Source organism: Pseudomonas serbica (assembly GCF_028823535.1).
GTDB classification, from domain to species: Bacteria; Pseudomonadota; Gammaproteobacteria; order Pseudomonadales; family Pseudomonadaceae; genus Aquipseudomonas; species Aquipseudomonas serbica.
The window spans coordinates 19,178-43,698 of sequence record NZ_JAQIYM010000026.1; the positions used below are offsets into that span (position 1 = coordinate 19,178).

Below are 24,521 nucleotides of genomic sequence, written 5' to 3' on the forward strand. Positions count from 1 at the left end.
TCGCGAAGGAGCCAGAACAGGCTCCGCATAAACAACAGCCAATAATTATCGGCTTCCCCTGTAGGATGTTTCCTACTGTTACCTGCGACCTTTCAGGTTACTGAATGTGTAACCGCGCTGCGCCAATTCGGGGCGTTGGGAAACGCCAAGCCCTGTTGGATGCCTCCTCAAAAAATAAGAATCCACGCTGCGCTTGCCGGATTAGAAGGGTTTGCCAATAATAGGCCCGCAACTTGCAATACAGATCGGTTTACCGTCTTTTGCTCTCGCATGATTTTGCAGGGCTGTCAATGTGCTCGAACGGCTTTCTTGGTGCATCTGTAACTAGTTGTCGCATTGAAGAAATATCGGCTCCGGGCCTGTCGTTAGAATGCCGATCACTCGCTCGTCATTGCCTGTGTTGAATTTCAACGCCCGCATCCCAGGACGCAGCAACGCTTTGCGGTTTCACTCATTCGCATATTGGGCTGTCGCTCACTCTGCCGTTTTAGCCCTTTACCGATGGAGTCCCAAGATGAAGAAACTCGTGCTGCTTGGCGCCCTGGCAATGTCCTGCGTGCTGTCCCTGCCAACCTTCGCCGATGAAAAGCCCCTGAAGATCGGTATCGAAGCGGCTTACCCTCCGTTCGCCTCCAAAGCGCCGGACGGCAGCATCGTGGGTTTCGACTACGACATCGGTAACGCCCTGTGCGAAGAGATGAAGGTCAAGTGCGTGTGGGTCGAGCAAGAGTTCGACGGCCTGATCCCGGCGCTGAAAGTGCGCAAGATCGATGCAATCCTGTCGTCCATGTCGATCACTGAAGACCGCAAGAAGTCCGTGGACTTCACCAACAAGTACTACAACACCCCAGCTCGCCTGGTCATGAAGGAAGGCACTCAGGTCAGCGAAGGCCTGACCGAGCTCAAGGGCAAGAACATCGGCGTGCAGCGTGGTTCGATCCACGAGCGTTTCGCCCGCGAAGTCCTGGCGCCACTGGGTGCCGAGATCAAGCCATACGGTTCGCAGAACGAGATTTACCTCGACGTGGCCGCCGGCCGCCTCGACGGCACCGTGGCAGACGCTACGCTGCTCAATGACGGTTTCCTGAAAACCGACGCCGGTAAAGGTTTCGCCTTCGTTGGCCCGGCGTTCACCGACGTCAAATACTTCGGCGACGGCGTGGGTATCGCGGTTCGCAAGGGTGACGCGCTGAAAGACAAGATCAACACCGCGATCACGGCCATCCGCGAGAACGGCAAGTACAAGCAAATCCAGGACAAGTACTTCGCCTTCGATATCTACGGCAAGTAACAGACACGTCCGAAATGGCGCAAGCAACAGGTTTTTCTGAGGTTTGCGCCATTTTTTCATCCCAACTTTCGAGGACCTGAATCATGTTGAAAGGCTACGGGGCTGTCATCCTCGATGGCGCTTGGCTGACGCTTCAGCTCGCCTTGTCGTCCATGGCCCTGGCCATTGTCCTGGGCCTGATCGGCGTGGCGCTGCGTCTGTCGCCGGTGCGCTGGCTGGCCTGGCTGGGCGACCTGTACTCCACGGTAATCCGCGGGATTCCCGACCTGGTGCTGATCCTGCTGATTTTCTACGGTGGTCAGGACCTGCTTAACCGTGTCGCGCCGCTGCTCGGTTTCGACGAATACATTGACCTGAACCCCTTGGCCGCCGGTATCGGCACCCTGGGCTTCATCTTCGGTGCCTACCTGTCGGAAACCTTCCGTGGCGCGTTCATGGCGATTCCCAAGGGGCAGGCTGAAGCCGGCATGGCCTACGGCATGAGCAGTTTCCAGGTGTTCTTCCGGGTGTTGGTGCCGCAGATGATTCGCCTGGCGATTCCGGGTTTCACCAACAACTGGCTGGTGCTGACCAAGGCCACCGCGCTGATTTCGGTGGTGGGACTGCAAGACATGATGTTCAAGGCTAAGCAGGCGGCAGATGCCACCCGCGAGCCTTTCACCTTCTTCCTCGCAGTGGCGGCGATGTACCTGGTGATCACCAGTGTCTCGTTGCTGGCATTGCGTCACCTTGAGAAGCGCTACTCGGTAGGCGTAAGGGCGGCTGATCTATGATCTTCGACTACAACGTCATTTGGGAGGCCTTGCCGCTGTACTTCGGCGGCCTGGTGACCACCCTCAAATTGCTCGCGCTGTCGCTGTTTTTCGGTCTGCTGGCGGCCTTGCCGCTGGGCCTGATGCGCGTCTCGAAGAACGCAGCCGTCAACATGACGGCCTGGCTCTTCACCTACGTGATCCGCGGCACGCCGATGCTGGTGCAGCTGTTTTTGATCTACTACGGGCTGGCGCAATTCGAAGCGGTACGCGAAAGCTTCCTGTGGCCGTGGCTGTCCAGCGCAACCTTCTGTGCCTGCCTGGCGTTTGCCATCAACACCAGCGCCTACACCGCCGAAATCATCGCCGGCAGCCTGCGCGCCACGCCGAACGGCGAGATCGAAGCGGCCAAGGCCATGGGTATGTCGCGCTTCAAGATGTACAAGCGCATCCTGCTGCCGTCGGCCCTGCGCCGCGCACTGCCGCAGTACAGCAACGAAGTGATCATGATGCTGCAGACCACCAGTCTGGCGTCCATCGTGACCCTGATCGATATCACCGGTGCCGCGCGCACGGTCAACGCCCAGTTCTACCTGCCGTTCGAGGCCTACATCACCGCCGGCGTGTTCTACCTGTGCCTGACCTTCATCCTGGTGAAGCTGTTCAAGATGGCCGAGCGCCGCTGGCTGGGCTACCTGGCCCCGCGGAAGCACTGATATGGAACGCATCGATCATGTTTTGCCGTGGAGCCACCTGGGCAGCGAGCGCCAGATCTCGGTGTTCCGCTTCGGCAGCGGTGAGCGCAAGGCCTACATCCAGGCCAGCCTGCACGCCGATGAATTGCCCGGCATGCGCACCGCCTGGGCGCTGAAAACGCGCCTGGCCGAGCTCGAAGCCCAAGGCTTGCTCAACGGCGTGATCGAACTGGTGCCGGTGGCCAATCCACTGGGCCTCGGTCAGTTGCTGCAGGGCAATCATCAAGGGCGTTTCGAGGCCGGCAGCGGTAAGAATTTCAACCGCGATTTCGTCGAGCTGAGCGCGCCGGTGGCCGCAGGACTCGATGGCCATCTGGGCGATGACCCGCACGCCAATATCCGCTTGATCCGCCAGGCCATGAGCGATCATCTGGCCGCGCTGCCACCGGCCAGCAGCCAGTTGCAGGGCATGCAGCGCATCCTGCTCAGCCATGCCTGCACTGCCGACGTGGTGCTGGACCTGCATTGCGATGCCGAAGCGGCGCTGCACATGTATGCCTTGCCGCAACATTGGCCACAGTGGCGTTCGCTGGCTGCGCACTTGAATGTTCGAGTTGGCTTGCTGGCGGAAGACTCCGGCGGCAGTTCCTTCGACGAAGCCTGTTCGTTGCCGTGGTTGCGCTTGTCGCGTCAGTTCCCGGACGCGCAGATTCCGCTGGCGTGCCTGGCGACGACCCTTGAACTGGGTGGTCAGGCTGATACCGGTCGCCCTGAGACTGAGGCTTACGCCGAAGGCATCCTGGCGTTCCTCGCCGAGCAGGGATTGATCAGCGGAGACTGGCCGCAACCTGCCCAGCCAGCGTGCGAAGGCCTGCCGTTCGAAGGCACCGAATTGCTGTTCGCGCCGCACCCCGGTGTGGTGAGTTTCCTGCGTAAACCTGGTGAATGGGTTGAGGCGGGCGACGAGATTTTCGAAGTGATCGATCCGCTGGCGGATCGGGTCAGCACGGTGTGTGCTGGTACGTCCGGGGTGCTGTTTGCCATTGAGCGGCTGCGTTACGCCCAACCCGGTTTCTGGCTGGCCAAGGTGGCGGGGCGCGAAGCGCTGCGTCACGGGCGCTTGCTCAACGACTGACTGACTGTTTTTGTGAGAACCGACCGCATGTACAAGCTTGAAGTCCAAGACCTGCATAAACGCTATGGCAGTCACGAAGTGCTCAAGGGCGTGTCCCTGAAAGCGGCGGCTGGCGATGTGATCAGCATCATCGGCTCCAGTGGCTCCGGCAAAAGTACCTTCCTGCGCTGCATCAACCTGTTGGAGCAGCCGCACGCGGGCAGGATCCTGCTCAACAACGAAGAGCTGAAACTGGTGGCAGGCAAGGACGGCGCCATGAAGGCCGCCGATCCGAAACAACTGCAACGCATGCGTTCGCGCCTGTCGATGGTGTTCCAGCATTTCAACCTGTGGTCGCACATGACCGCGCTGGAAAACATCATGGAGGCGCCGGTGCATGTACTGGGCGTGTCCAAGGCCGAGGCCCGCGAGAAAGCCGAGCACTACCTGAACAAGGTGGGCGTGGCGCATCGCAAGGATGCCTACCCGGGCCACATGTCCGGCGGCGAACAGCAGCGCGTGGCGATTGCCCGTGCGCTGGCGATGGAACCTGAAGTGATGCTGTTCGACGAACCGACCTCGGCTCTGGATCCGGAACTGGTTGGCGACGTGCTCAAAGTCATGCAGGCCCTGGCCCAGGAAGGCCGGACCATGGTCGTGGTGACCCACGAAATGGGCTTCGCCCGTGAAGTGTCGAACCAGTTGGTGTTCCTGCACAAAGGTGTGGTCGAAGAAAGCGGCAACCCGCGTGAAGTGCTGGTCAATCCACAGTCCGAACGCTTGCAGCAATTCCTGTCCGGCAGCTTGAAATAATCAGGACTGCCGTTGTGCACCGGGATCGTGCATGCTTCGCAACCTGAAGGCTGGCTCCGATCCCTGTAGGAGCCGGCTCGCCGGCGAAGGCGTCCTCAAGGGGGATGCATGACTCTGGACCGCCATCGCTGGCAAGCCAGCTCCTACAGTTGATCTGTGTAGGCTTTGAGATTTGCGTTCATTTACGGGCTAGCATTGGCCCATGCCTTCATCACTGTTCTTCGCTTCGGATTGCTCGCCCATGACTGCCCATCGAATTGGTTTCCTGATTTGGCCCAGCACTAAAGCACTGACGCTTGCGCTGGCTGAGGAGGCCTTGCGCGTTGCCCAGCGTGTGCATCCGGACGTGGTCTATGAACTGTCCTTCCTGCAAGCCGAACCGGCGACCGAAAGCGCCTGGCAATTGCCGGGTGAAGCCTGGGCCGGCAAGCTGGAAAACTTCCAGAAACTGTTCCTGCTCGCCGACGAGCCGCCGACCAGCCTCGCGCCGGCGCTGAGCAGTGCGCTCAAGCAACTGGTGCGTGCCGGCTGCGTGATCGGCGGCTTGTCGGCCGGTGTTTATCCGCTGGCGCAACTGGGTTTGCTCGACGGTTACCGCGCCGCGGTGCACTGGCGCTGGCAGGATGATTTCGCCGAACGCTTTCCGAAAGTCATCGCCACCAGTCATCTGTTCGATTGGGACCGCGATCGCCTGACCGCGTGTGGCGGTATGTCGGTGCTCGACCTGCTGCTGGCGGTGCTGGCCCGCGATCACGGTGCCGAGCTGGCTGGCGCGGTGTCGGAAGAACTGGTGGTCGAGCGGATTCGCGAGGGCGGCGAGCGCCAGCGTATTCCGTTGCAGAACCGCCTCGGCTCCAGCCATCCCAAGCTCACCCAGGCAGTGTTGCTGATGGAAGCCAACATCGAAGAGCCGCTGACCACCGACGAAATCGCCCAGCATGTATGCGTGTCCCGTCGGCAGCTGGAGCGGATCTTCAAGCAATACCTCAACCGCGTGCCGAGCCAGTACTACCTGGAACTGCGCCTGAACAAGGCCCGGCAGATGCTGATGCAGACCAGCAAGTCGATCATCCAGATCGGCCTGTCCTGCGGTTTCTCCTCCGGCCCGCATTTCTCCAGCGCCTACCGCAATTTCTTCGGCGCCACGCCGCGCGAAGATCGCAACCAGCGGCGCAGCAGCAGCCCGTTCGAATTGTCCTCGGTACCCTCCGAGCGCGGCTAACTCCAGCGCCCGTTCATCCTGCGTCATCCCCTGTAGGAGCCGGCTTGCCGGCGAAGGCGTCCTCAGGGGCGGTGCATGGCGCTGGGCCGCCTTCGCTGGCAAGCCAGCTCCTACAAGCGCTCGCGACAGTTTAAACTGCGCCTTTGCGACCCTATATGTCGCATTGCCGTAAACCCGGGAAAAACCGGGGTTTGCGCTATAAGAAGTTGTCGCTTGGCGGCAAGGCCGGGCTGAAAACTGTCCTTACAATCCTCACCAAGCTCGCCAGTTTCAGGCGAGTGTTTTCTCTTCAGGAGACTCCGATGTCCGTTGAGCACGCTGCGGTACAACGCGCCGATTTCGATCAGGTTATGGTTCCCAACTACGCGCCTGCCGCCTTCATTCCCGTGCGTGGCGCCGGTTCCCGCGTCTGGGATCAGTCCGGTCGCGAGCTGATCGACTTCGCCGGCGGTATTGCCGTCAACGTATTGGGCCACGCACATCCGGCGCTGGTCGGTGCCTTGACCGAGCAGGCCAACAAGCTGTGGCACGTGTCCAACGTGTTCACCAATGAGCCGGCCCTGCGCCTGGCCCACAAACTGGTCGATGCCACCTTTGCCGAGCGTGCGTTCTTCTGCAACTCGGGCGCCGAAGCCAACGAAGCAGCCTTCAAGCTGGCCCGTCGCGTCGGTTTCGACCGCTTCGGCAGCGAGAAGTACGAAATCATCGCCGCGCTCAACAGCTTCCACGGCCGTACCCTGTTCACCGTGAACGTCGGTGGCCAGTCGAAGTACTCCGACGGCTTCGGTCCGAAGATCACCGGTATCACCCACGTGCCGTACAACGATCTGGCCGCGCTGAAAGCCGCCATTTCCGACAAGACCTGCGCGGTGGTCCTGGAGCCGATCCAGGGTGAGAGCGGCGTGATCCCGGCTGAACTGGAATACCTGCAAGGCGCCCGCGAACTCTGCACCGCGCACAACGCGCTGCTGATTTTCGACGAAGTGCAAACCGGCATGGGCCGCACCGGCCATCTGTTCGCCTACCAGCATTACGGCGTGACCCCGGACATCCTGACCAGCGCCAAGAGCCTGGGCGGCGGTTTCCCGATCGCGGCCATGCTGACCACCGAAGACCTGGCCAAGCACCTGGTCGTCGGCACCCACGGCACCACCTACGGCGGCAACCCGCTGGCATGTGCGGTCGCCGAAGCGGTAATCGACGTGATCAACACCCCTGAAGTGCTGGCCGGCGTCAATGCCAAGCACGACAAGTTCAAGGCGCGCCTGGAGCAGATCGGCGAGAAATACGGCCTGTTCACTAAAGTGCGTGGCATGGGCCTGTTGATCGGTTGCGTCCTGAGCGATGCCTGGAAAGGCAAGGCCAAGGACATCTTCAACGCCGCCGAGCGTGAAGGCCTGATGGTGCTGCAAGCCGGCCCGGACGTGGTGCGTTTCGCCCCAAGCCTGGTGGTGGAAGATGCGGACATCGACGAAGGCCTGGACCGTTTCGAACGCGCTGCAGCAAAACTGACGCAAGCCTGATAGACCCTTCGACGCCTGGCTTTTCAGGCGTCGAACCCAATTTTTATGCCGGACAGTCCTGACGCTCCCCCCTGTGTAGGCGCTGGCAAGCCAGCTCCTACAAGGGACGTCGCAGGGCAGCCCAGGTATTTTTTCTCCGTCGACCAATCGGGTCGACCTGTTCTTGATTAAGGAGTGACACCATGCTGGTGATGCGCCCCGCGCAAATGGCTGACCTGGGCGAGGTACAGCGTCTGGCTGCGGACAGCCCGATTGGTGTCACTTCCTTGCCGGATGACGTTGAACGCCTGAGCGACAAGATTGCCGCGAGCGAAGCCTCGTTCGCCGCCGAAGTCAGCTTCAACGGTGAAGAGAGTTATTTTTTCGTGCTCGAAGACACGGCCACCGGCAAGTTGGTGGGCTGTTCGGCGATTGTGGCCTCGGCGGGTTATTCCGAGCCGTTCTACAGTTTCCGTAATGAAACCTTTGTGCACGCCTCCCGCGAGCTGAAGATTCATAACAAGATTCACGTGCTCTCGCAGTGCCACGACCTGACCGGCAACAGCTTGCTGACCAGTTTCTACGTACAGCGCGAGCTGGTGGGCTCGCCTTGGGCCGAGCTCAATTCCCGTGGCCGCTTGCTGTTCGTCGCCAGCCACCCGGAACGCTTCGCCGATTCGGTGGTGACCGAGATCGTCGGTTACAGCGATGAAAATGGCGACTCGCCGTTCTGGGATGCCATCGGTCGCAACTTCTTCGACCTTAACTACGCCGAGGCCGAACGCCTGTGTGGCCTGAAGAGCCGGACCTTCCTCGCCGAACTGATGCCGCACTACCCGATCTACGTGCCGCTGCTGCCGGACTCCGCCCAGGAAGCCATGGGCCAGGTGCACCCTCGGGCACAGATCACCTTCGACATCCTGATGCGCGAAGGCTTCGAAACCGATCACTACATCGACATCTTCGACGGCGGTCCGACCTTGCATGCCCGTGTCTCGGGGATCCGTTCGATCGCCCAGAGCCGCGTGGTGCCAGTGAAGATCGGCGAGCCGGTCAAAGGCGTCGGTCGTCAGTACCTGGTGGCCAATGCCCAGTTGCAGGACTACCGCGCGGTCATGCTCGAGCTTGACTACGCGCCGGGCAAGCCGGTGACCCTGGACCTGGAAACGGCCGAAGCCCTGGGCGTCGGTGAAGGTGCCAGCGTGCGCCTGGTGGCGGTTTAACACCTGCTTAAAAGAATGCTTAGAAAGCAGCGAGTTTCACGGGTGGCGCAAGCGGCCCGTTTGAGGAGATAGCATGATCGTTCGTCCCGTACGCAGCAGCGATTTACCCGCTCTGATCGACCTGGCCCGCAGCACCGGCACCGGCCTGACCACCTTGCCGGCCAACGAAGAGCGTCTGGCCCACCGGGTTGGCTGGGCCGAGAAGACCTTTCGCGGCGAAGCCGGACGGGGCGATGCGGATTACCTGTTCGTGCTCGAAGACGACAACGGCCGCGTGGTGGGTATTTCCGCCATCGCCGGCGCCGTCGGCCTGCGTGAGCCCTGGTACAACTTCCGTGTCGGTCTGACGGTCAGCGCTTCGCAGGAGCTGAACATCTATCGGGAAATCCCGACCCTCTTCCTGGCCAACGACCTGACCGGCAATTCCGAGTTGTGCTCGTTGTTCCTGCACGCCGATTACCGCAGTGGCCTCAACGGTCGCATGCTGTCCAAGGCGCGGATGCTGTTCATCGCCGAATTCCCGCAACTGTTCGGCAACAAGATCATTGCCGAGATGCGCGGTGTGTCCGACGAAGCCGGGCGGTCGCCATTCTGGGAAAGCCTGGGACGGCACTTCTTCAAGATGGAATTCAGCCAGGCGGACTACCTGACCGGCGTAGGCAACAAAGCCTTTATTGCCGAGTTGATGCCGAAGTTTCCGCTGTACACCTGCTTCCTGTCGCCGGATGCGCGCAACGTGATCGGCCAGGTGCACCCGGACACCGAGCCTGCGTTGTCGATGCTCAAGAGCGAAGGCTTCAGTTACCAGGGCTACGTCGACATCTTCGACGCCGGCCCGGCCATCGAATGCGAAACCAGCAAGATCCGCGCCGTGCGTGATAGCCAGGCACTGGTGCTGGCCATCGGCACGCCGGGTGACGACGCCACGCCGTTCATCATTCATAACCGCAAGCGCGAAGACTGCCGCATCACTGCCGCTCCGGCACGTCTTGCCGCCGGCACGCTGGTGGTCGATCCGCTGACCGCCAAACGTCTTCAACTCAACGCTGGCGATCAAGTGCGCGCCGTGGCGTTGTCCGCTGCTCGGGAGTCGAAATAATGAAGTCGCTATACATTGCAGGTGAATGGCTGGCCGGTCAGGGCGAAGTCTTCGAGTCGCTGAACCCGGTGAGCCAGCAGGTGCTGTGGTCCGGAAACGGTGCCACCGCCGATCAGGTCGAGTCGGCCGTGCAGGCTGCGCGCCAGGCGTTCCCGGGCTGGGCCCGGCGCACCCTGGAAGAGCGTATCGCGGTGCTGGAAGCCTTTGCCGCAGCCCTGAAAAGTCATGCAGACGAACTGGCCCATGCCATCGGCGAGGAAACCGGCAAGCCCCTGTGGGAATCGGCCACCGAAGTCACCAGCATGGTCAACAAGATTGCGATTTCGGTACAGAGCTACCGCGAGCGCACGGGCGAGAAAAGCGGCCCGCTGGGCGATGCCACTGCGGTGCTGCGCCACAAGCCCCATGGCGTGGTAGCGGTGTTCGGCCCTTACAATTTCCCGGGGCACTTGCCCAACGGGCATATCGTGCCGGCACTGCTGGCCGGTAACAGCGTGCTGTTCAAACCGAGCGAACTGACGCCGAAAGTTGCCGAGCTGACGGTCAAGTGCTGGATCGAAGCCGGGTTGCCAGCGGGCGTGCTGAACCTGCTGCAGGGCGCTCGCGAAACCGGTATCGCCCTGGCGGCGAACCCGGGCATAGACGGCCTGTTCTTCACCGGTTCCAGCCGCACGGGCAATCACCTGCACCAGCAATTTGCCGGTCGCCCGGACAAGATCCTGGCGCTGGAGATGGGCGGTAACAACCCGCTGGTGGTGGATCAGGTCGCCGATCTCGATGCCGCGGTGTACACCATCATCCAGTCGGCATTCATCTCTGCCGGCCAGCGCTGCACGTGTGCCCGTCGCTTGCTGGTGCCGCAAGGCGCCTGGGGCGACACATTGCTGGCGCGCCTGGTGGCGGTCAGTGCATCGATTGAAGTCGGTGCGTTCGATCAGCAACCGGCCCCCTTCATGGGCTCGGTGATTTCCCTCGGCGCGGCGAAAGCGTTGATGGATGCCCAGGAGCATCTGTTGGCCAACGGTGCGGTGGCGTTGCTGGAAATGACCCAGCCCCAGGCCCAGGCCGCCTTGCTGACCCCAGGCATTCTCGACGTCACGGCGGTCGCTGATCGTCCGGACGAAGAGCTGTTCGGCCCGCTGCTGCAAGTGATCCGCTACGCTGATTTTGAGGCGGCGATCGCTGAAGCCAACGACACCGAGTACGGCCTGGCCGCTGGCCTGCTGTCGGATTCCGAAGCGCGCTACCAGCAGTTCTGGTTGGAAAGCCGCGCCGGCATCGTCAACTGGAACAAGCAACTGACCGGCGCCGCGAGCAGCGCACCGTTCGGTGGCGTCGGTGCCTCGGGTAACCATCGCGCCAGTGCCTACTACGCGGCGGATTACTGCGCGTACCCGGTGGCGTCGCTGGAAACACCGAGCCTGACTTTGCCAGCGGCCCTGACGCCAGGCGTGAAAATGGCGTGATGCCCATTCGCGAGCAAGCCCGCTCCCACATTGGAACGCATTTCCCTGTGGGAGCGAGCCTGCTCGCGAAGGCCACGCCTCGGTCTTACTGAATTGTTACTTGAAGTCTATAACAACAGATTCTCGTGGAGCCTCGCCGATGAAATCCTATGAAGTCAATTTTGACGGTCTAGTGGGGCCGACCCATAACTACGGCGGCCTGTCCTACGGCAACGTCGCGTCCCAGAGCAACAGCCAGCAGTCTTCGAATCCGAAGGAAGCGGCGCTGCAAGGCCTGGCGAAAATGAAAGCGTTGATGGACATGGGCTTTCAGCAAGGCGTTCTAGCCCCGCAGGAGCGCCCGGACGTGGCTGCCTTGCGCCGCCTGGGTTTCAGTGGCACCGACGCGCAAGTGATCGAACGTGCCGCCAAGGAAGCCATGCCATTGCTCGTCGCCAGTTGCTCGGCATCGAGCATGTGGGTAGCCAACGCCGCCACCGTCAGCCCCAGTGCTGATACCGCGGATGGCCGCGTGCACTTCACCGCCGCGAACCTCAACTGCAAGTATCACCGCAGCATCGAGCATCCGACCACCAGCCGCGTGCTGGGCGCCATGTTCGCCGACCAGAAGCACTTCGCCCACCACGCCGCATTGCCGGCCGTGGCGCAGTTCGGTGACGAAGGCGCGGCCAACCACACCCGTTTCTGCCGTGAGTACGGCGAAGCCGGCGTCGAATTCTTTGTGTTCGGCCGCAGTGCCTTCGACACCCGCTACCCGGCTCCGCAGAAGTACCCGGCGCGCCAGACCCTCGAAGCATCCCAGGCGGTTGCTCGCCTGCACGGCCTGAGCGATGACGGCGTGGTCTACGGCCAGCAAAACCCGTCGGTGATCGACCAGGGCGTGTTCCACAATGACGTGATCGCCGTGGGCAATGGCGAAGTGCTGTTCTATCACGAGGACGCTTTCCTCGAGACCGACAAGATGCTCGCCGAATTGCAGGGCAAACTCGCCAAGGTCGGTGGGAAATTTCAGTCGGTGTGCGTTCCGCGTTCCGCGGTCACCGTCGAAGACGCGGTTCGCTCCTACCTGTTCAATAGCCAGCTGCTGTCGCGTCCTGACGGCTCCATGCTGTTGATCGTGCCGGAAGAATGCCGTGGCAACGAGCGCGTATGGCAATACCTGCAGGGTTTGACCAGCTCCGGCGGCCTGATCCGCGAAGTGAAAGTCTTCGATCTCAAGCAGAGCATGCAGAATGGCGGTGGCCCTGCTTGCCTGAGGTTGCGTGTCGCACTCAACGAAACCGAACTGGCGGCGGTCAACCCAGGGGTTATCATGACGGCACCGTTGTACGGCACTCTGACCGAATGGGTCGAGAAGCACTACCGCGACCGCATGACCGAAAACGATCTGGCGGACCCGCAATTGCTGCTTGAGTGCCGGACGGCACTGGATGAACTGACGCAAATCCTTAAACTGGGCGCGGTTTATCCATTCCAGATCAATTGAAAGTCTCAAACGAGAGCGTAAAGACATGAGCGATACCCTGCAGCTGATCCTTGAAGACACCGACGGCACGCAACTGGAAACGTCCTGCACCCGCGTCGCGGTCATGTGGCAAGGCAAAGAGCTGTGGATCCAGCAGGATGGCCGTGGCCAGTTGCTGATCGGCGTGGACGTCGAAGAAGGTGACGCCGAATACGCCAACCTGCTGTTGCGCCCATTGGCGACTAATCTGGTAAGTCTGCAACTGGAGATGGAACCGGCTGACCTGGGCGACGACGAGGAACACGTTCACGGCCCGGATTGCAATCACGACCATTAAGGAAACCGCCTATGCTCGCCCTCGGCAAACTGCTTGAACTGACCCTCGCCGGCCGCGAACCGGCGGAGAAGACTCAACTGACTGTCGAAGGCGTGCGCATGCGCTGGTTGAGCGAAGGTGCGCTGGAAGTCCGGCCACCTGAAGCGCGCGACAACGGCCTGGACCTGCTGCTGTCAGCGGGGATCCATGGCAACGAAACAGCGCCGATCGAGTTGCTCGATCGCCTGTTGCACGACATCGCCCGCGGCGACCTGAAGCCGCGCGCCCGTATTCTGTTCCTGTTCGGCAACCCCGACGCGATTCGCAAAGGCGAGCGTTTTGTCGAGCAGGACGTCAATCGGCTGTTCAACGGCCGTCACGAACAAAGCAGTGGCTGCGAAGCCCTGCGCGCCTGTGAACTGGAACGCCTGGCGGCCAGTTTCTTCAGCCTGCCGGATCGCCAGCGACTGCACTACGACCTGCACACGGCGATTCGTGGTTCGAAAATCGAACAGTTCGCCTTGTACCCCTGGAAGGAAGATCGCCAGCATTCGCGGCAGGAACTGGCCCGTCTGCGCGCCGCCGGCATGGAAGCGGTGCTGTTGCAGAACAAGCCGTCCATCGTCTTCAGTTCCTATACCTACGACAAGCTCGGCGCCGAGGCCTTCACCCTCGAACTGGGCAAGGCGCGGCCGTTCGGGCAGAACGACGGGGTGAACGTCTCCCGCCTGGAAACCCGTCTCAAGCAGATCATCGAAGGCACCGAGCCCGAGTTGGCTGAAGAGGCACTGGACGGTTTGCAGCTGTTCAGCGTGGCACGGGAAATCATCAAGCACAGCGACAGCTTCCGCCTGAACCTGCCAGTGGACATCGAGAACTTTTCAGAGCTGGAAGTGGGTTACCTGCTGGCGGAAGACATCGCCAATACCCGCTGGATCATCGAGGAGGAGGGCGCCCGGATCATCTTCCCGAACCCCAAGGTGAAGAATGGTCTGCGGGCCGGCATCCTGATCGTGCCGACCACCGACGAAAACCTCGCCTGACACTACCCCCTTTGTAGGAGCCGGCTTGCCGGCGAAAGCGGTGTAACAGGCACATTCATGTGGATGTGCCGCCGTCTTCGCTGGCAAGCCAGGCTCCTACAGGTCCTGCGTTAAACCGCGATGGCACGCGGCTCGGTGCGACGCAGTGCACGAATCTTGTGCAGCGTATCCGCACACGTCTTCGCCGCTTCCTGGCCTTTGTGCACGAAGTGATCAAAGAAGAACTTATGATGCAGTTCTTCGCCGGCATGGAAGTGGTGCGGGGTCAGGGACACCGAGAACACCGGCACTTCTGTTTCCAGCTGAACCTGCATCAGGCCGCTGACCACCGACTGGGCAACGAACTCGTGGCGGTAGATGCCGCCGTCCACTACCAGGGCAGCGGCGACAATGCCGGCATAACGGCCGGTCTTGGCCAGCAACTTGGCGTGCAGGGGCATTTCAAAGGCGCCGCCGACTTCGAAGAAGTCGATGTCGGACTCCTGATAACCCTGGGCAATCATTTCGGCGACGAAACCTTTTCGGCTCTGGTCGACAATGTCCTTGTGCCAGCAGGCCTGGATGAACGCTACGCGCTCGCCGTGATGGTGTTTGCTTTTGCTGTCGATTGCGGTGGGTTGCATGTTCTGATTCCTGTTTGTGTGAAAAACAGGGCTTATGAATCGAATGGGATTTAAGGGTACGCAGGCACAAGTGCCCACGGACGGCGCTTTGGTATAGGTGCCAGGTGCGCCAATCCCGTTCTCTCTTCATCCGGACTATGACCGTCGGCCCCGGAATCACACCGGGTCTGCTGACCTTGTCGCCACACACGGCAAAACCCCGTGTCTGTCACCAAGCGCTCGCGGGCTATGCGTGTTGCACGCAATTACCGCCGGTGGGGAGTTGCACCCCGCCCTGAGAACGTTTTGCTACCAGATTGTTTGGCAGCGAAGCGTTTTTATCACATATTTCCTACGCGCGCATCGGACCTTTCGGATGATTGTTATCGAGTTTTCCGTTGTATAAGGGTTGATTATTCAGCGGCTTGACCGCAGTAATCCTTTCCTTACAACGATTTCCCCTGTTTACGAGGCCCGAGTCATGAGTGTGATTGATCTTCGCAGCGACACCGTCACCCAACCCACCCCCGGCATGCTCGAGGCGATGGCTACTGCGGCCACCGGTGACGATGTGTATGGCGAAGATCCGACGGTCAACCGACTGGAAGCCGAGCTGGCAGAACGGCTGGGTTTTGCTGCCGCCCTGTTTGTCCCGACGGGCACCATGAGCAACCTGTTGGCTTTGATGGCCCATTGCGAGCGCGGTGACGAATACATCGTCGGCCAGCAGGCACACACCTATAAGTACGAAGGTGGCGGGGCGGCGGTACTCGGTTCGATCCAGCCACAGCCGCTGGAAGTGCAGGCCGATGGCTCGCTGGACCTTTTACAGGTCGCCGCGGCGATCAAGCCGGACGACTTCCATTTCGCTCGCACCCGTTTGCTGGCGCTGGAAAACACCATGCAGGGCAAGGTCCTGCCCTTGGAATACCTGGCCCGGGCGCGCAGCTTCACCCGTGAGCACGGGTTGCAACTGCACCTGGACGGCGCGCGGCTGTACAACGCGGCGGTGAAGCTGGGCGTCGATGCCCGGGAAATCACCCGGCATTTCGATTCCGTCTCGGTCTGCCTGTCCAAGGGGCTGGGCGCGCCGGTGGGTTCGGTGCTGTGTGGCTCGGTCGAGTTGATTGGCAAGGCCCGGCGCCTGCGCAAGATGGTCGGCGGCGGCATGCGCCAGGCCGGGATTCTCGCGGCCGCAGGCCTGTACGCGCTGGAACATAACGTTCAGCGCCTGGCCGACGATCACGCCAACGCCCAATTGCTCGCCGAAGGCCTGCGTGAAGCAGGTTTTGAGGTCGAACCGGTGCAAACCAACATGGTTTACGTCGCGATGGGCGACAAGGCGGAAGCACTCAAGTCGTTCGCCGCCGGGCGCGGGATCATGCTCAGTGCTGCCGCTCGTCTGCGCATGGTCACGCACATGGACGTCAGTCGCGGGCAAATCGAGCAGGTCGTCGCGACATTCGTCGACTTTTCCCGTAAGTGATAGCGTTAGCGCTCCAATTGAACGTTTCTATCGTATAAACACGCTGTACCCCGCGCGCAGGGCCGATATAATGCGGCCCTTTGCCGTCGTTTCGTCTGTTGACGTTTCGAACAGGCCTTTGGCCGCAGCCTCCGTGGAAGAACCTAATGAAAAGCGCAGAAATCCGTGAAGCCTTCCTTCGCTTCTTCGAAGAGCAAGGCCACACCCGTGTAGCCTCCAGCTCTTTGATTCCGGGCAACGACCCAACCCTGCTGTTCACCAACGCGGGGATGAACCAGTTCAAGGACTGCTTCCTGGGCCAGGAAAAGCGCGCGTACACCCGCGCCGTCAGCAGCCAGAAATGCGTACGCGCCGGCGGCAAGCACAACGACCTGGAAAACGTCGGTTATACCGCCCGTCACCACACCTTCTTCGAAATGCTGGGTAACTTCAGCTTCGGCGATTACTTCAAGCGTGACGCGATCACTTACGCCTGGAACTTCCTGACCTCCGACAAATGGCTGAACCTGCCGAAGGAAAAGCTCTGGGTCACCGTCTACGCGAGCGATGACGAGGCGTACGACATCTGGACGAAGGAAATCGGCGTTCCGGCCGAGCGCATGGTGCGTATTGGCGACAACAAAGGCGCGCCGTACGCGTCCGACAACTTCTGGACCATGGGCGATACCGGCCCGTGCGGTCCTTGCACCGAGATCTTCTACGATCACGGCGCCGACATCTGGGGTGGCCCACCGGGCTCGCCGGAAGAAGACGGCGACCGCTACATCGAAATCTGGAACAACGTGTTCATGCAGTTCAACCGCACCGCCGATGGCGTGTTGCACCCGCTGCCAGCGCCGTCGGTCGACACCGGCATGGGCCTGGAGCGGATCAGTGCCGTGCTGCAGCACGTTCACTCGAACTATGAAATCGACCTGTTCCAGAGCCTGCTGAACGCATCGGCCAAGGCCATCGGTTGCACCAACGACGCCCAGGCTTCCCTGAAAGTCGTGGCTGACCATATTCGTTCCTGCGGTTTCCTGATTGCCGATGGCGTGCTGCCATCCAACGAAGGTCGCGGTTATGTACTGCGCCGGATCATTCGTCGGGCTTGCCGTCACGGCAACAAACTGGGCGCCAAGGGCAGCTTCTTCTACCAGATCGTCGCGGCCCTGGTCGCCGAGATGGGCGAAGCCTTCCCGGAACTGAAATCCCAGCAGGCGCACATCGAGCGCGTGCTCAAAGCCGAAGAAGAGCAATTCGCCAAGACCCTGGAGCAGGGCCTGAAAATCCTCGAGCAGGATCTGGCCGAGCTCAAGGGCGATGTGGTTCCGGGCGATGTCGTGTTCAAGCTCTACGACACCTACGGTTTCCCGATGGACCTGACGGGCGACATCGCGCGCGAGCGCAGTCTGACCATCGACGAAGCCGGTTTCGAGCGCGAGATGGAAGCCCAGCGCGTTCGCGCGCGTTCGGCCAGCTCCTTCGGCATGGACTACAACAGCCTGGTCAAGGTTGAAGTCGATACCGAGTTCACCGGTTACACCGCTCACAGCGGTAGCGCCAAGATTGTTGCGCTCTATAAAGATGGGCAGTCGGTCGACGTGTTGAGCGAAGGCGAAGAGGGCGTGGTCGTTCTCGACCAGACGCCGTTCTATGCAGAATCCGGTGGTCAGATTGGTGATTGCGGCTTCCTCCAGGCTGGCGCTGCACGTTTCGACGTGCGCGACACCACCAAGACCGGCGGCGCGTTCCTGCACCACGGTGTGCTGGATTCGGGCAGCCTGATCGTTGGCTCGCCGGTTCAGGCGCAGGTGGATGCCGACGTACGTCACGCCACTTCGCTGAACCACTCCGCGACTCACTTGCTGCACGCCGCCTTGCGTCAGGTGCTGGGCGATCACGTCCAGCAGAAAGGCTCGTTGGTCGACAGTCAGCGCCTGCGCTTTGACTTCAGCCACTTCGAAGCCATCAAGCCTGAGCAACTGAAGGCACTGGAAGACATCGTCAACGCCGAGATTCGCAAGAACTCCGCCGTTGAAACCGAAGAAACCGACATCGAAACCGCCAAGCAGAAAGGCGCCATGGCGCTGTTCGGCGAGAAATACGGCGACAACGTGCGCGTGCTGAGCATGGGCAATTTCTCCGTTGAGCTGTGTGGCGGTATCCACGCCAACCGCACCGGCGACATCGGCCTGCTGAAAATCATCAGCGAAGGCGGTGTGGCTTCGGGTGTGCGTCGTATCGAGGCGGTCACCGGTGCGCAAGCACTGGCCTACTTGAACGCGGCGGAAGAACAACTCAAGGAAGCGGCCAGCCTGGTCAAGGGCAGCCGCGAAAACCTGATCGACAAGCTGTCGGCTGTGCTGGAGCGCAACCGTCTGCTGGAGAAGCAACTCGAGCAGTTGCAAGCCAAGGCCGCGAGCGCCGCGGGTGACGATCTGTCGGCGCAAGCCCTGGACGTCAAGGGCGTGAAAGTGCTGGCCGTGCGTCTGGACGGGCAGGATGGCAAGGCGCTGCTGGCGCTGGTCGATCAACTGAAAAACAAACTCGGCCGCGCAGTGATCCTGCTCGGCAGTGTCCATGAGGAGAAGGTCGTTCTGGTTGCAGGCGTAACCAAAGACCTGACTGGCCAACTCAAAGCCGGTGATTTGATGAAGCAAGCCGCTGCGGCAGTGGGCGGGAAGGGCGGTGGTCGTCCAGACATGGCGCAAGGCGGCGGTACCGACGCTGGCGCCCTGGATGCGGCACTCGCGCTGACCGTTCCGTTTGTAGAGCAGGGTTTATAAGGCAGTGCCTGCGGCCCGCAGTCTAGTGGCGGGTCGCAACGCTGTTTGAGTGATTATTTGGGCGCCCTTCATGGGCAGAGGCGGCTTTGAAATGGCTTTGATCGTACAGAAATTTGGAGGCACCTCGGTCGGCACCGTCGAGAGAATCGAGCAGGTTGCCGACAAGGTTAAGAAATTCCGCGATGCCGGCGATGACCTGGTGGTTGTGCTGTCTGCAATGAGCGGCGAAACCAACCGTCTGATCGATCTGGCCAAGCAAATCAGTGGCGGCGATCAACCGGTTCCTCGCGAGCTGGATGTGATCGTTTCCACGGGTGAGCAGGTGACGATTGCCCTGTTGGCCATGGCGCTGATCAAGCGCGGTGTGCCGGCAGTGTCCTACACCGGCAACCAGGTACGGATCCTGACGGATAGTGCGCACAATAAAGCGCGTATCCTGCAGATTGACGACCAGAAGATTCGCGGCGACCTGAAGGCCGGTCGTGTGGTGGTTGTCGCCGGTTTCCAGGGTGTCGACGAGCACGGCAACATCACCACTCTTGGTCGTGGCGGCTCCGACACCACCGGCGTGGCCCTTGCAGCAGCCTTGAAGGCCGACGAGTGCCAGATCTACACCGACGTCGATGGCGTCTACACCACTGACCCGCGCGTCGTGTCCGTGGCCCAGCGCCTGGACAAGATCACCTTCGAAGAGATGCTGGAAATGGCCAGCCTCGGTTCCAAGGTGCTGCAGATCCGTGCGGTGGAGTTCGCCGGCAAGTACAACGTTCCGCTGCGCGTATTGCACAGCTTCAAGGAGGGTCCGGGCACCCTCATTACTATTGATGAAGAGGAAACCATGGAACAGCCGATCATTTCCGGTATCGCTTTCAACCGCGATGAAGCCAAGCTGACCATCCGTGGCGTGCCAGACATCCCGGGCGTTGCCTTCAAGATTCTCGGCCCTATCAGCGCCGCGAACATCGAAGTCGACATGATCGTGCAGAACGTTGCGCACGATAACACCACCGACTTCACCTTCACCGTGCACCGCAACGACTACCAGGCGGCGCAAACCGTGCTGGAAAAGACCGCTAGCGAGCTGGGTGCCCGTGAAGTCATCGGTGACACCAAGATCGCCAAGGTCTCGATCGTCGGCGTTGGCATGCGCTCCCACGCAGGCGTTGCCAGCCGCATGTTCGAAGCACTGGCCAAGGAAACCATCAATATCCAGATGATCTCCACGTCGGAAATCAAAGTCTCCGTCGTGATCGAAGAGAAGTATCTGGAACTGGCTGTGCGCGCCTTGCACACGGCTTTCGAACTGGACGCACCGGTCCGCCAGGGCGAGTGATGCGTTTGCCAAGGGGCGCGGTCTGACCGCGCCTTTTGTTTTTTTGCAAGGCGCGACCCCAAGGCTGTTCTTTTGCTCGCGCTGGTCAATACTCAGGCATGTAGGCCGATGACCATTCTGGTTGTAGGTCGAGTGCCTTTTTTTTGCAGACTGTTGTCCCTGAAAATGTAATGCGTGAGGAGAAAGGTATGCTGATTCTGACTCGTCGGTGCGCAGAAAGCCTGATTATTGGTGATGGCGAAATCACCGTGACCGTGCTCGGCGTCAAAGGAAATCAAGTGCGTATCGGTGTCAACGCCCCTAAAGAGGTTGCGGTCCACCGTGAGGAAATTTACCTGCGTATAAAGAAAGAGAAGGACGAAGAACCAAGCCATTAATTTTTATCGTTTTTTATGTTTGCAAACGGGGAAAAGGTTGGTTAAGATACGCCCCGTGTTGCGGAGAGCTGGCCGAGTGGCCGAAGGCGCTCCCCTGCTAAGGGAGTACACCTCAAAAGGGTGTCGGGGGTTCGAATCCCCCGTTCTCCGCCATTATTTGCGTAGTACGTTGTAATCTGGCTTCTTCGGTAAGTTGTTGAAATTACTAGAAAAAGTGCTTGACATAGAGATTAGACGGCCTATAATGCGCGGCAACAAATGCACTCGTAGCTCAGCTGGATAGAGTACTCGGCTACGAACCGAGCGGTCACAGGTTCGAATCCTGTCGAGTGCACCATTTAAGAGTTGTTTGCAGTGATGTGAATGACTTGGCTCCAACCAGTTGTGATCTGGTATAAAAACACAAAATGCACTCGTAGCTCAGCTGGATAGAGTACTCGGCTACGAACCGAGCGGTCACAGGTTCGAATCCTGTCGAGTGCACCATACACCAAAAAGCCCGCGTTTTACGCGGGCTTTTTGCCGTCTGGGTTTTGGCTTTTTCCTTCCTGCATCCTCTCTCGTCGAATTCGATGTTCGTTCGCCATGACAGCTACCGATCAAGGTAAGCGCCCGCATTTTCCATCACCATTGTGTTTTCTTTTCCAGATGAGTCGTCGCACTTTGTAGCGTTAGGTGCGCGCTCAAGATTGTTTCGCAAGCGCTTGTTTCAGCCATGATTTTTTAACGTTTTAAGCCGTCAGTCGGTGTATGATTGCCACCGTCAGCCCCGCCGGGGCTTTTGGATTACTTCCATGGACTTACCCAGTAGTTACTCAATAACCCGATTTTCCAATCATGAATTGACTGATTGATCCTTCCGGCGCGCCCCGCTGCTGGGAGTGGAGTTCGCCTATGTCTGAAGTTGAAGTAAAGAAAACGCAGGAAAGCTTGCAGGACCGCCTGGCTCAAGTTGTTGAGCTGTTGCAGCGTCAGCGAGTGGTTGAAGACCTGACCCATCGCCAGGAAGGTCCGCATCAGGATCGAGTCGAAAACCTGGTTCACCGGCAAAATCTGGTCGAGCTGCAACGCAAGCTCGATGACCTGCACTCCGCCGACGTCGCCTATATTCTTGAAGCCTTGCCGCTGGATGATCGTCTGACGCTGTGGCAATTGGTCAAGGCTGATCGCGACGGCGACATCCTGCTCGAAGTATCCGATTCGGTTCGTGAAACCCTGATCGCCGACATGGACGATCACGAGCTCCTGGCTGCGGCCAAGGACATGGATGCCGACGAGCTTGCCGACCTGGCTTCCGAGCTGCCGCGAGACGTCGTCCACGAGCTGATGGAAACCCTCGACGGCCAGCAGCGCGAGCGAGTGCGCTCGGCGTTGTCCTATGACGAGGACCAGGTCGGCGCGCTGATGGACTTCGAGATGGTCACCATCCGTGAGGATGTCAGCCTCGAAGTAGTCCTGCGTTACCTGCGCCGCCTCAAGGAGCTGCCTGGCCATACCGACAAGCTGTTCGTGGTTGACTACGACGGTGTGCTCAAGGGTGTGCTGCCGATCAAGCGCTTGCTGGTCAATGATCCGGACAAGCAGGTTTCCGAAGTCATGGCCAGCGACCCGGTGAGTTTTCATCCGGATGAAGAAGCCTATGACGCTGCCCAGGCATTCGAGCGTTACGACCTGATTTCGGCGCCCGTGGTGGACAAGAACGGCAAGCTCATCGGCCGTCTGACCATCGATGAGATGGTCGACCTGATTCGTGAGGAGAGCGAAAACGAAGTTCTCAACATGGCAGGTCTGCGTGAAGAAGAGGACATATTTGCGTCAGTCTGGAAGTCCCTGCGTAACCGCTGGGCCTGGCTGGCAGTGAACCTGATCACCGCATTTGTCGCTTCCCGGGTGATCGGTCTGTTCGAAGGCTCCATCGAGAAGCTGGTGGCGCTGGCGGCGTTGATGCCGATCGTCGCAGGCATCGGCGGTAACTCCGGCAACCAGACCATCACCATGATCGTTCGGGCCATGGCGCTGGATCAGGTGAGTACGGGCAATACTTCGCGGCTGATGCGCAAGGAGCTGGCGGTAGCCTTGATCAACGGCGTGATCTGGGGTGGGGTGATCGGCGTTGTCGCCTACCTGTTGTATGGCAGCTGGTCACTCGGTGTCGTGATGACTGCAGCCATGACCCTCAATCTGTTGCTTGCGGCGTTGATGGGGGTCCTGATCCCGATGACCCTGGCGCGACTCGGGCGGGACCCTGCGATGGGGGCCAGTGTGATGATTACCGCCATGACCGACAGTGGTGGCTTCTTTATCTTCCTTGGGCTGGCAACGATTTTCCTGCTCTGAAGCGCTCTGTTTTAAAGCCCGCCCTACGGCGGGCTTTTTTATGACCGAATTTCAGGCAAAAAAAAGCCAGCGATCACGCTGGCTTGAACTTGCGGGGATGAGTCAGGAAGCGTCTGCAGCCATCTCGGCGTCATGGGCGATCAGTGAGACAAGCGCATTCTGCTGACGGTGAGAGAGTTGGCGGAAGCGTTGCAGCAGCTCGCGCTCGTGCAGTGACAACTCCGGGCTGTCCAGGCGCATGCTCAGCTCTTCGCCCAGTGCGCCTTCCTGAATGAGACTCTGCTCCAGGCGCGCAATGATTTCAGAGTTCATGCTGCGGTGATGATTGCGAGCCACTTCGGCAATGCGTTCACGCATTCCGTCTGGCAGACGTACGACGAACTTGTCAGCCGTACGGCTGGAATAAATTGCCTGTTTCAATGGGCGCATATATTTAACCGGTTAGTTCAGGGGAGCGGTTCTCGGGATTGGCCGCAGGATGTCTGATAGGACAAGCGCTCTGGCCAAATGTTCAACCTGAATTGATAGAGGCAGACATCATGCCTCAAAATCGCCAGATCATTGGCGCCAATTCTGTGACAAATATTGAGCTGGATAAAGGCGTTATGCCAGCACCAATTATCAGAAATGCGGACTGGTTTTGAAAAACTGCCGGGTCCGTCTCTCTGGTCGCGTCCTTTACCCTCTGGTCCTTCTGAAAAAAACCTGGGGCATCCCATGCGAATTCGATCACTGATCCTTATCTGTACAGGATAGTGGCAATTGGCCGATTTACTAGTGGCAAGCGTGTAGCGAGACTCGTTTAGGATGGGTGGCAGGCTGATTTCATGTAGCTGTGTCTTGCTGGGAGGGGGAGGGCGGGTTGTCGTCTGCTTGCGCGTCGAAAGTCCGAGCCCTCGCGTGACATCTGCCTACACTTAAAAAGCCCACGGATGACATGACAAAGGCAGGCTCGCCCGTTAACATGCACGCCGTCTCGCTGCGCGTATTTCCGCCGGCATCTGTGTCTCAGTAGCTCAATTGGATAGAGCATCCCCCTCCTAAGGGGAAGGTTGGCAGTTCGAACCTGCCCTGGGACACCATACGGATTCAACCTTCAGCAGTTCATGATTCTCTCGCCTGGCCTTTGTGAGTGCCGGGTGGGTGCAAGCGGATTGCTTGAGGCATGAAAAGCCCTGCTCAGATAGGTATCTGGCGGGGCTTTTTCATAATGGGTGATTGTTTGGAGCTCTCTTCTATATAGAAGGGGCGGTTTTTCCCGCTTCAAATTGCCTTTTTGATAGAAACAGTAAATCAGTGGTTGACGGCAGATTTCAGAAGCCTATAATTCGCCCCACTTCCGGCGCAGTCGAAACGGAAAACTCCTTGGTAAACAACGAGTTACGCAGTTTTCGACAGTGGCTTGCTTCAGTTCATCGAAGCCGGCAGGGAGTTGAAAAAGAGGTGTTGACAGCAGCGTGTAACGCTGTAGAATTCGCCTCCCGCTGATGAGAGATCTGAGGCGCAAGTGGTTGAAGTTATTAAGGATTCCTTGAAAACTTCTGAAAAATATCACTTGACAGCAAATGAGGCTGCTGTAGAATGCGCGCCTCGGTTGAGACGAAAGATCTTAACCAG

The 24,521-nt window shown here is 59.7% G+C and carries 20 protein-coding genes, 4 tRNA genes and 1 riboswitch; of the genes, 22 read left to right on the forward strand and 2 right to left on the reverse strand.

The genetic code is table 11. The annotated features are described in order from the left end of the window. Window positions 1-514: 514 nt before the first annotated feature. From aotJ to astE, 13 genes are all read left to right on the forward strand, one after another. Complete coding sequence (gene aotJ / locus NQL71_RS28780; RefSeq protein ID WP_046819607.1) at window positions 515-1,291, forward strand: L-arginine-binding protein AotJ; 777 nt, start codon at window positions 515-517, stop codon at window positions 1,289-1,291. An 83-nt stretch (window positions 1,292-1,374) separates the two neighbouring features. After that, the gene (locus tag NQL71_RS28785; RefSeq protein ID WP_047532379.1) at window positions 1,375-2,064 is read left to right on the forward strand and encodes an ABC transporter permease; all 690 of its coding nucleotides are present in this window, start codon (window positions 1,375-1,377) and stop codon (window positions 2,062-2,064) included. After that, the gene (locus tag NQL71_RS28790) at window positions 2,061-2,759 is read left to right on the forward strand and encodes an ABC transporter permease (protein WP_248687859.1); all 699 of its coding nucleotides are present in this window, start codon (window positions 2,061-2,063) and stop codon (window positions 2,757-2,759) included. Before NQL71_RS28785 ends, NQL71_RS28790 begins: the two co-directional genes overlap by 4 nt. Window position 2,760: 1 nt before the next feature. Beyond that, a complete protein-coding gene (locus NQL71_RS28795; RefSeq protein WP_046819610.1) occupies window positions 2,761-3,873 on the forward strand; it encodes a M14 family metallopeptidase in 1,113 nt (370 codons plus the stop codon). Between the two features lie 27 nt (window positions 3,874-3,900). Then, window positions 3,901-4,665, forward strand: a complete 765-nt coding sequence (locus tag NQL71_RS28800) for an ABC transporter ATP-binding protein (RefSeq protein WP_046819611.1) — start codon at window positions 3,901-3,903, stop codon at window positions 4,663-4,665. 241 nt (window positions 4,666-4,906) lie between these two features. Continuing rightward, the gene (gene argR / locus NQL71_RS28805) at window positions 4,907-5,887 is read left to right on the forward strand and encodes a transcriptional regulator ArgR (RefSeq protein WP_046819612.1); all 981 of its coding nucleotides are present in this window, start codon (window positions 4,907-4,909) and stop codon (window positions 5,885-5,887) included. 302 nt (window positions 5,888-6,189) lie between these two features. Continuing rightward, window positions 6,190-7,410 carry an aspartate aminotransferase family protein gene (locus NQL71_RS28810; RefSeq protein WP_046819613.1) on the forward strand — a complete coding sequence of 407 codons (1,221 nt, stop codon included), beginning with the start codon at window positions 6,190-6,192 and terminating at the stop codon, window positions 7,408-7,410. Between the two features lie 182 nt (window positions 7,411-7,592). Continuing rightward, the gene (gene aruF, locus NQL71_RS28815) at window positions 7,593-8,612 is read left to right on the forward strand and encodes an arginine/ornithine succinyltransferase subunit alpha (protein WP_046819614.1); all 1,020 of its coding nucleotides are present in this window, start codon (window positions 7,593-7,595) and stop codon (window positions 8,610-8,612) included. Window positions 8,613-8,685: 73 nt separating this feature from the next. Then, window positions 8,686-9,711: an arginine N-succinyltransferase gene (gene aruG / locus NQL71_RS28820; RefSeq protein ID WP_046819615.1), complete on the forward strand. Its 1,026-nt coding sequence runs from the start codon at window positions 8,686-8,688 to the stop codon at window positions 9,709-9,711. Then, window positions 9,708-11,177 carry a succinylglutamate-semialdehyde dehydrogenase gene (astD, locus tag NQL71_RS28825; protein WP_162837846.1) on the forward strand — a complete coding sequence of 490 codons (1,470 nt, stop codon included), beginning with the start codon at window positions 9,708-9,710 and terminating at the stop codon, window positions 11,175-11,177. Before aruG ends, astD begins: the two co-directional genes overlap by 4 nt. A gap of 139 nt (window positions 11,178-11,316) precedes the next feature. Continuing rightward, window positions 11,317-12,663 carry an N-succinylarginine dihydrolase gene (gene astB / locus NQL71_RS28830; protein ID WP_046819617.1) on the forward strand — a complete coding sequence of 449 codons (1,347 nt, stop codon included), beginning with the start codon at window positions 11,317-11,319 and terminating at the stop codon, window positions 12,661-12,663. A gap of 25 nt (window positions 12,664-12,688) precedes the next feature. After that, window positions 12,689-12,979, forward strand: coding sequence for a hypothetical protein (locus NQL71_RS28835; protein ID WP_045057447.1), 291 nt, complete (start codon window positions 12,689-12,691; stop codon window positions 12,977-12,979). A gap of 11 nt (window positions 12,980-12,990) precedes the next feature. Next, complete coding sequence (gene astE / locus NQL71_RS28840) at window positions 12,991-14,001, forward strand: succinylglutamate desuccinylase (RefSeq protein ID WP_046819618.1); 1,011 nt, start codon at window positions 12,991-12,993, stop codon at window positions 13,999-14,001. Between the two features lie 110 nt (window positions 14,002-14,111). On the opposite strand, the gene NQL71_RS28845 is transcribed toward astE, so the two are convergent. Continuing rightward, complete coding sequence (locus NQL71_RS28845) at window positions 14,112-14,624, reverse strand: 6,7-dimethyl-8-ribityllumazine synthase (protein ID WP_274643730.1); 513 nt, start codon at window positions 14,622-14,624, stop codon at window positions 14,112-14,114. A gap of 113 nt (window positions 14,625-14,737) precedes the next feature. Continuing rightward, window positions 14,738-14,910, reverse strand: a riboswitch (FMN riboswitch). A gap of 174 nt (window positions 14,911-15,084) precedes the next feature. On the opposite strand from NQL71_RS28845, the gene ltaE reads away from it, so the two are divergent. The 8 genes from ltaE (at window position 15,085) to mgtE (ending at window position 22,904) form a co-directional block, all read left to right on the forward strand. Continuing rightward, window positions 15,085-16,089 carry a low-specificity L-threonine aldolase gene (gene ltaE / locus NQL71_RS28850; RefSeq protein WP_274643731.1) on the forward strand — a complete coding sequence of 335 codons (1,005 nt, stop codon included), beginning with the start codon at window positions 15,085-15,087 and terminating at the stop codon, window positions 16,087-16,089. 146 nt (window positions 16,090-16,235) lie between these two features. Next, complete coding sequence (gene alaS / locus NQL71_RS28855) at window positions 16,236-18,857, forward strand: alanine--tRNA ligase (RefSeq protein WP_274643732.1); 2,622 nt, start codon at window positions 16,236-16,238, stop codon at window positions 18,855-18,857. Window positions 18,858-18,948: 91 nt separating this feature from the next. Beyond that, window positions 18,949-20,190, forward strand: coding sequence for an aspartate kinase (locus NQL71_RS28860; protein WP_046819622.1), 1,242 nt, complete (start codon window positions 18,949-18,951; stop codon window positions 20,188-20,190). 188 nt (window positions 20,191-20,378) lie between these two features. Further along, window positions 20,379-20,567 (forward strand): carbon storage regulator CsrA, encoded by a 189-nt coding sequence (gene csrA, locus NQL71_RS28865; protein ID WP_002554426.1) that lies wholly within the window; start codon window positions 20,379-20,381, stop codon window positions 20,565-20,567. A 62-nt stretch (window positions 20,568-20,629) separates the two neighbouring features. Continuing rightward, window positions 20,630-20,720: transfer RNA gene (locus NQL71_RS28870), tRNA-Ser, on the forward strand. Between the two features lie 107 nt (window positions 20,721-20,827). After that, a tRNA-Arg gene (locus NQL71_RS28875) sits at window positions 20,828-20,904 on the forward strand. Window positions 20,905-20,976: 72 nt separating this feature from the next. Next, window positions 20,977-21,053 (forward strand) — tRNA-Arg (locus tag NQL71_RS28880). A 408-nt stretch (window positions 21,054-21,461) separates the two neighbouring features. Beyond that, a complete protein-coding gene (gene mgtE / locus NQL71_RS28885) occupies window positions 21,462-22,904 on the forward strand; it encodes a magnesium transporter (RefSeq protein ID WP_046819623.1) in 1,443 nt (480 codons plus the stop codon). A gap of 102 nt (window positions 22,905-23,006) precedes the next feature. Here mgtE and NQL71_RS28890 read toward each other — a convergent pair whose 3' ends face one another. Next, entirely contained in the window at window positions 23,007-23,333 is a 327-nt protein-coding gene (locus NQL71_RS28890) for an Arc family DNA-binding protein (RefSeq protein WP_003178899.1), read from the reverse strand. A 576-nt stretch (window positions 23,334-23,909) separates the two neighbouring features. On the opposite strand from NQL71_RS28890, the gene NQL71_RS28895 reads away from it, so the two are divergent. Beyond that, window positions 23,910-23,986, forward strand: a tRNA-Arg gene (locus tag NQL71_RS28895). The last annotated feature ends 535 nt before the right edge of the window (window positions 23,987-24,521 follow it).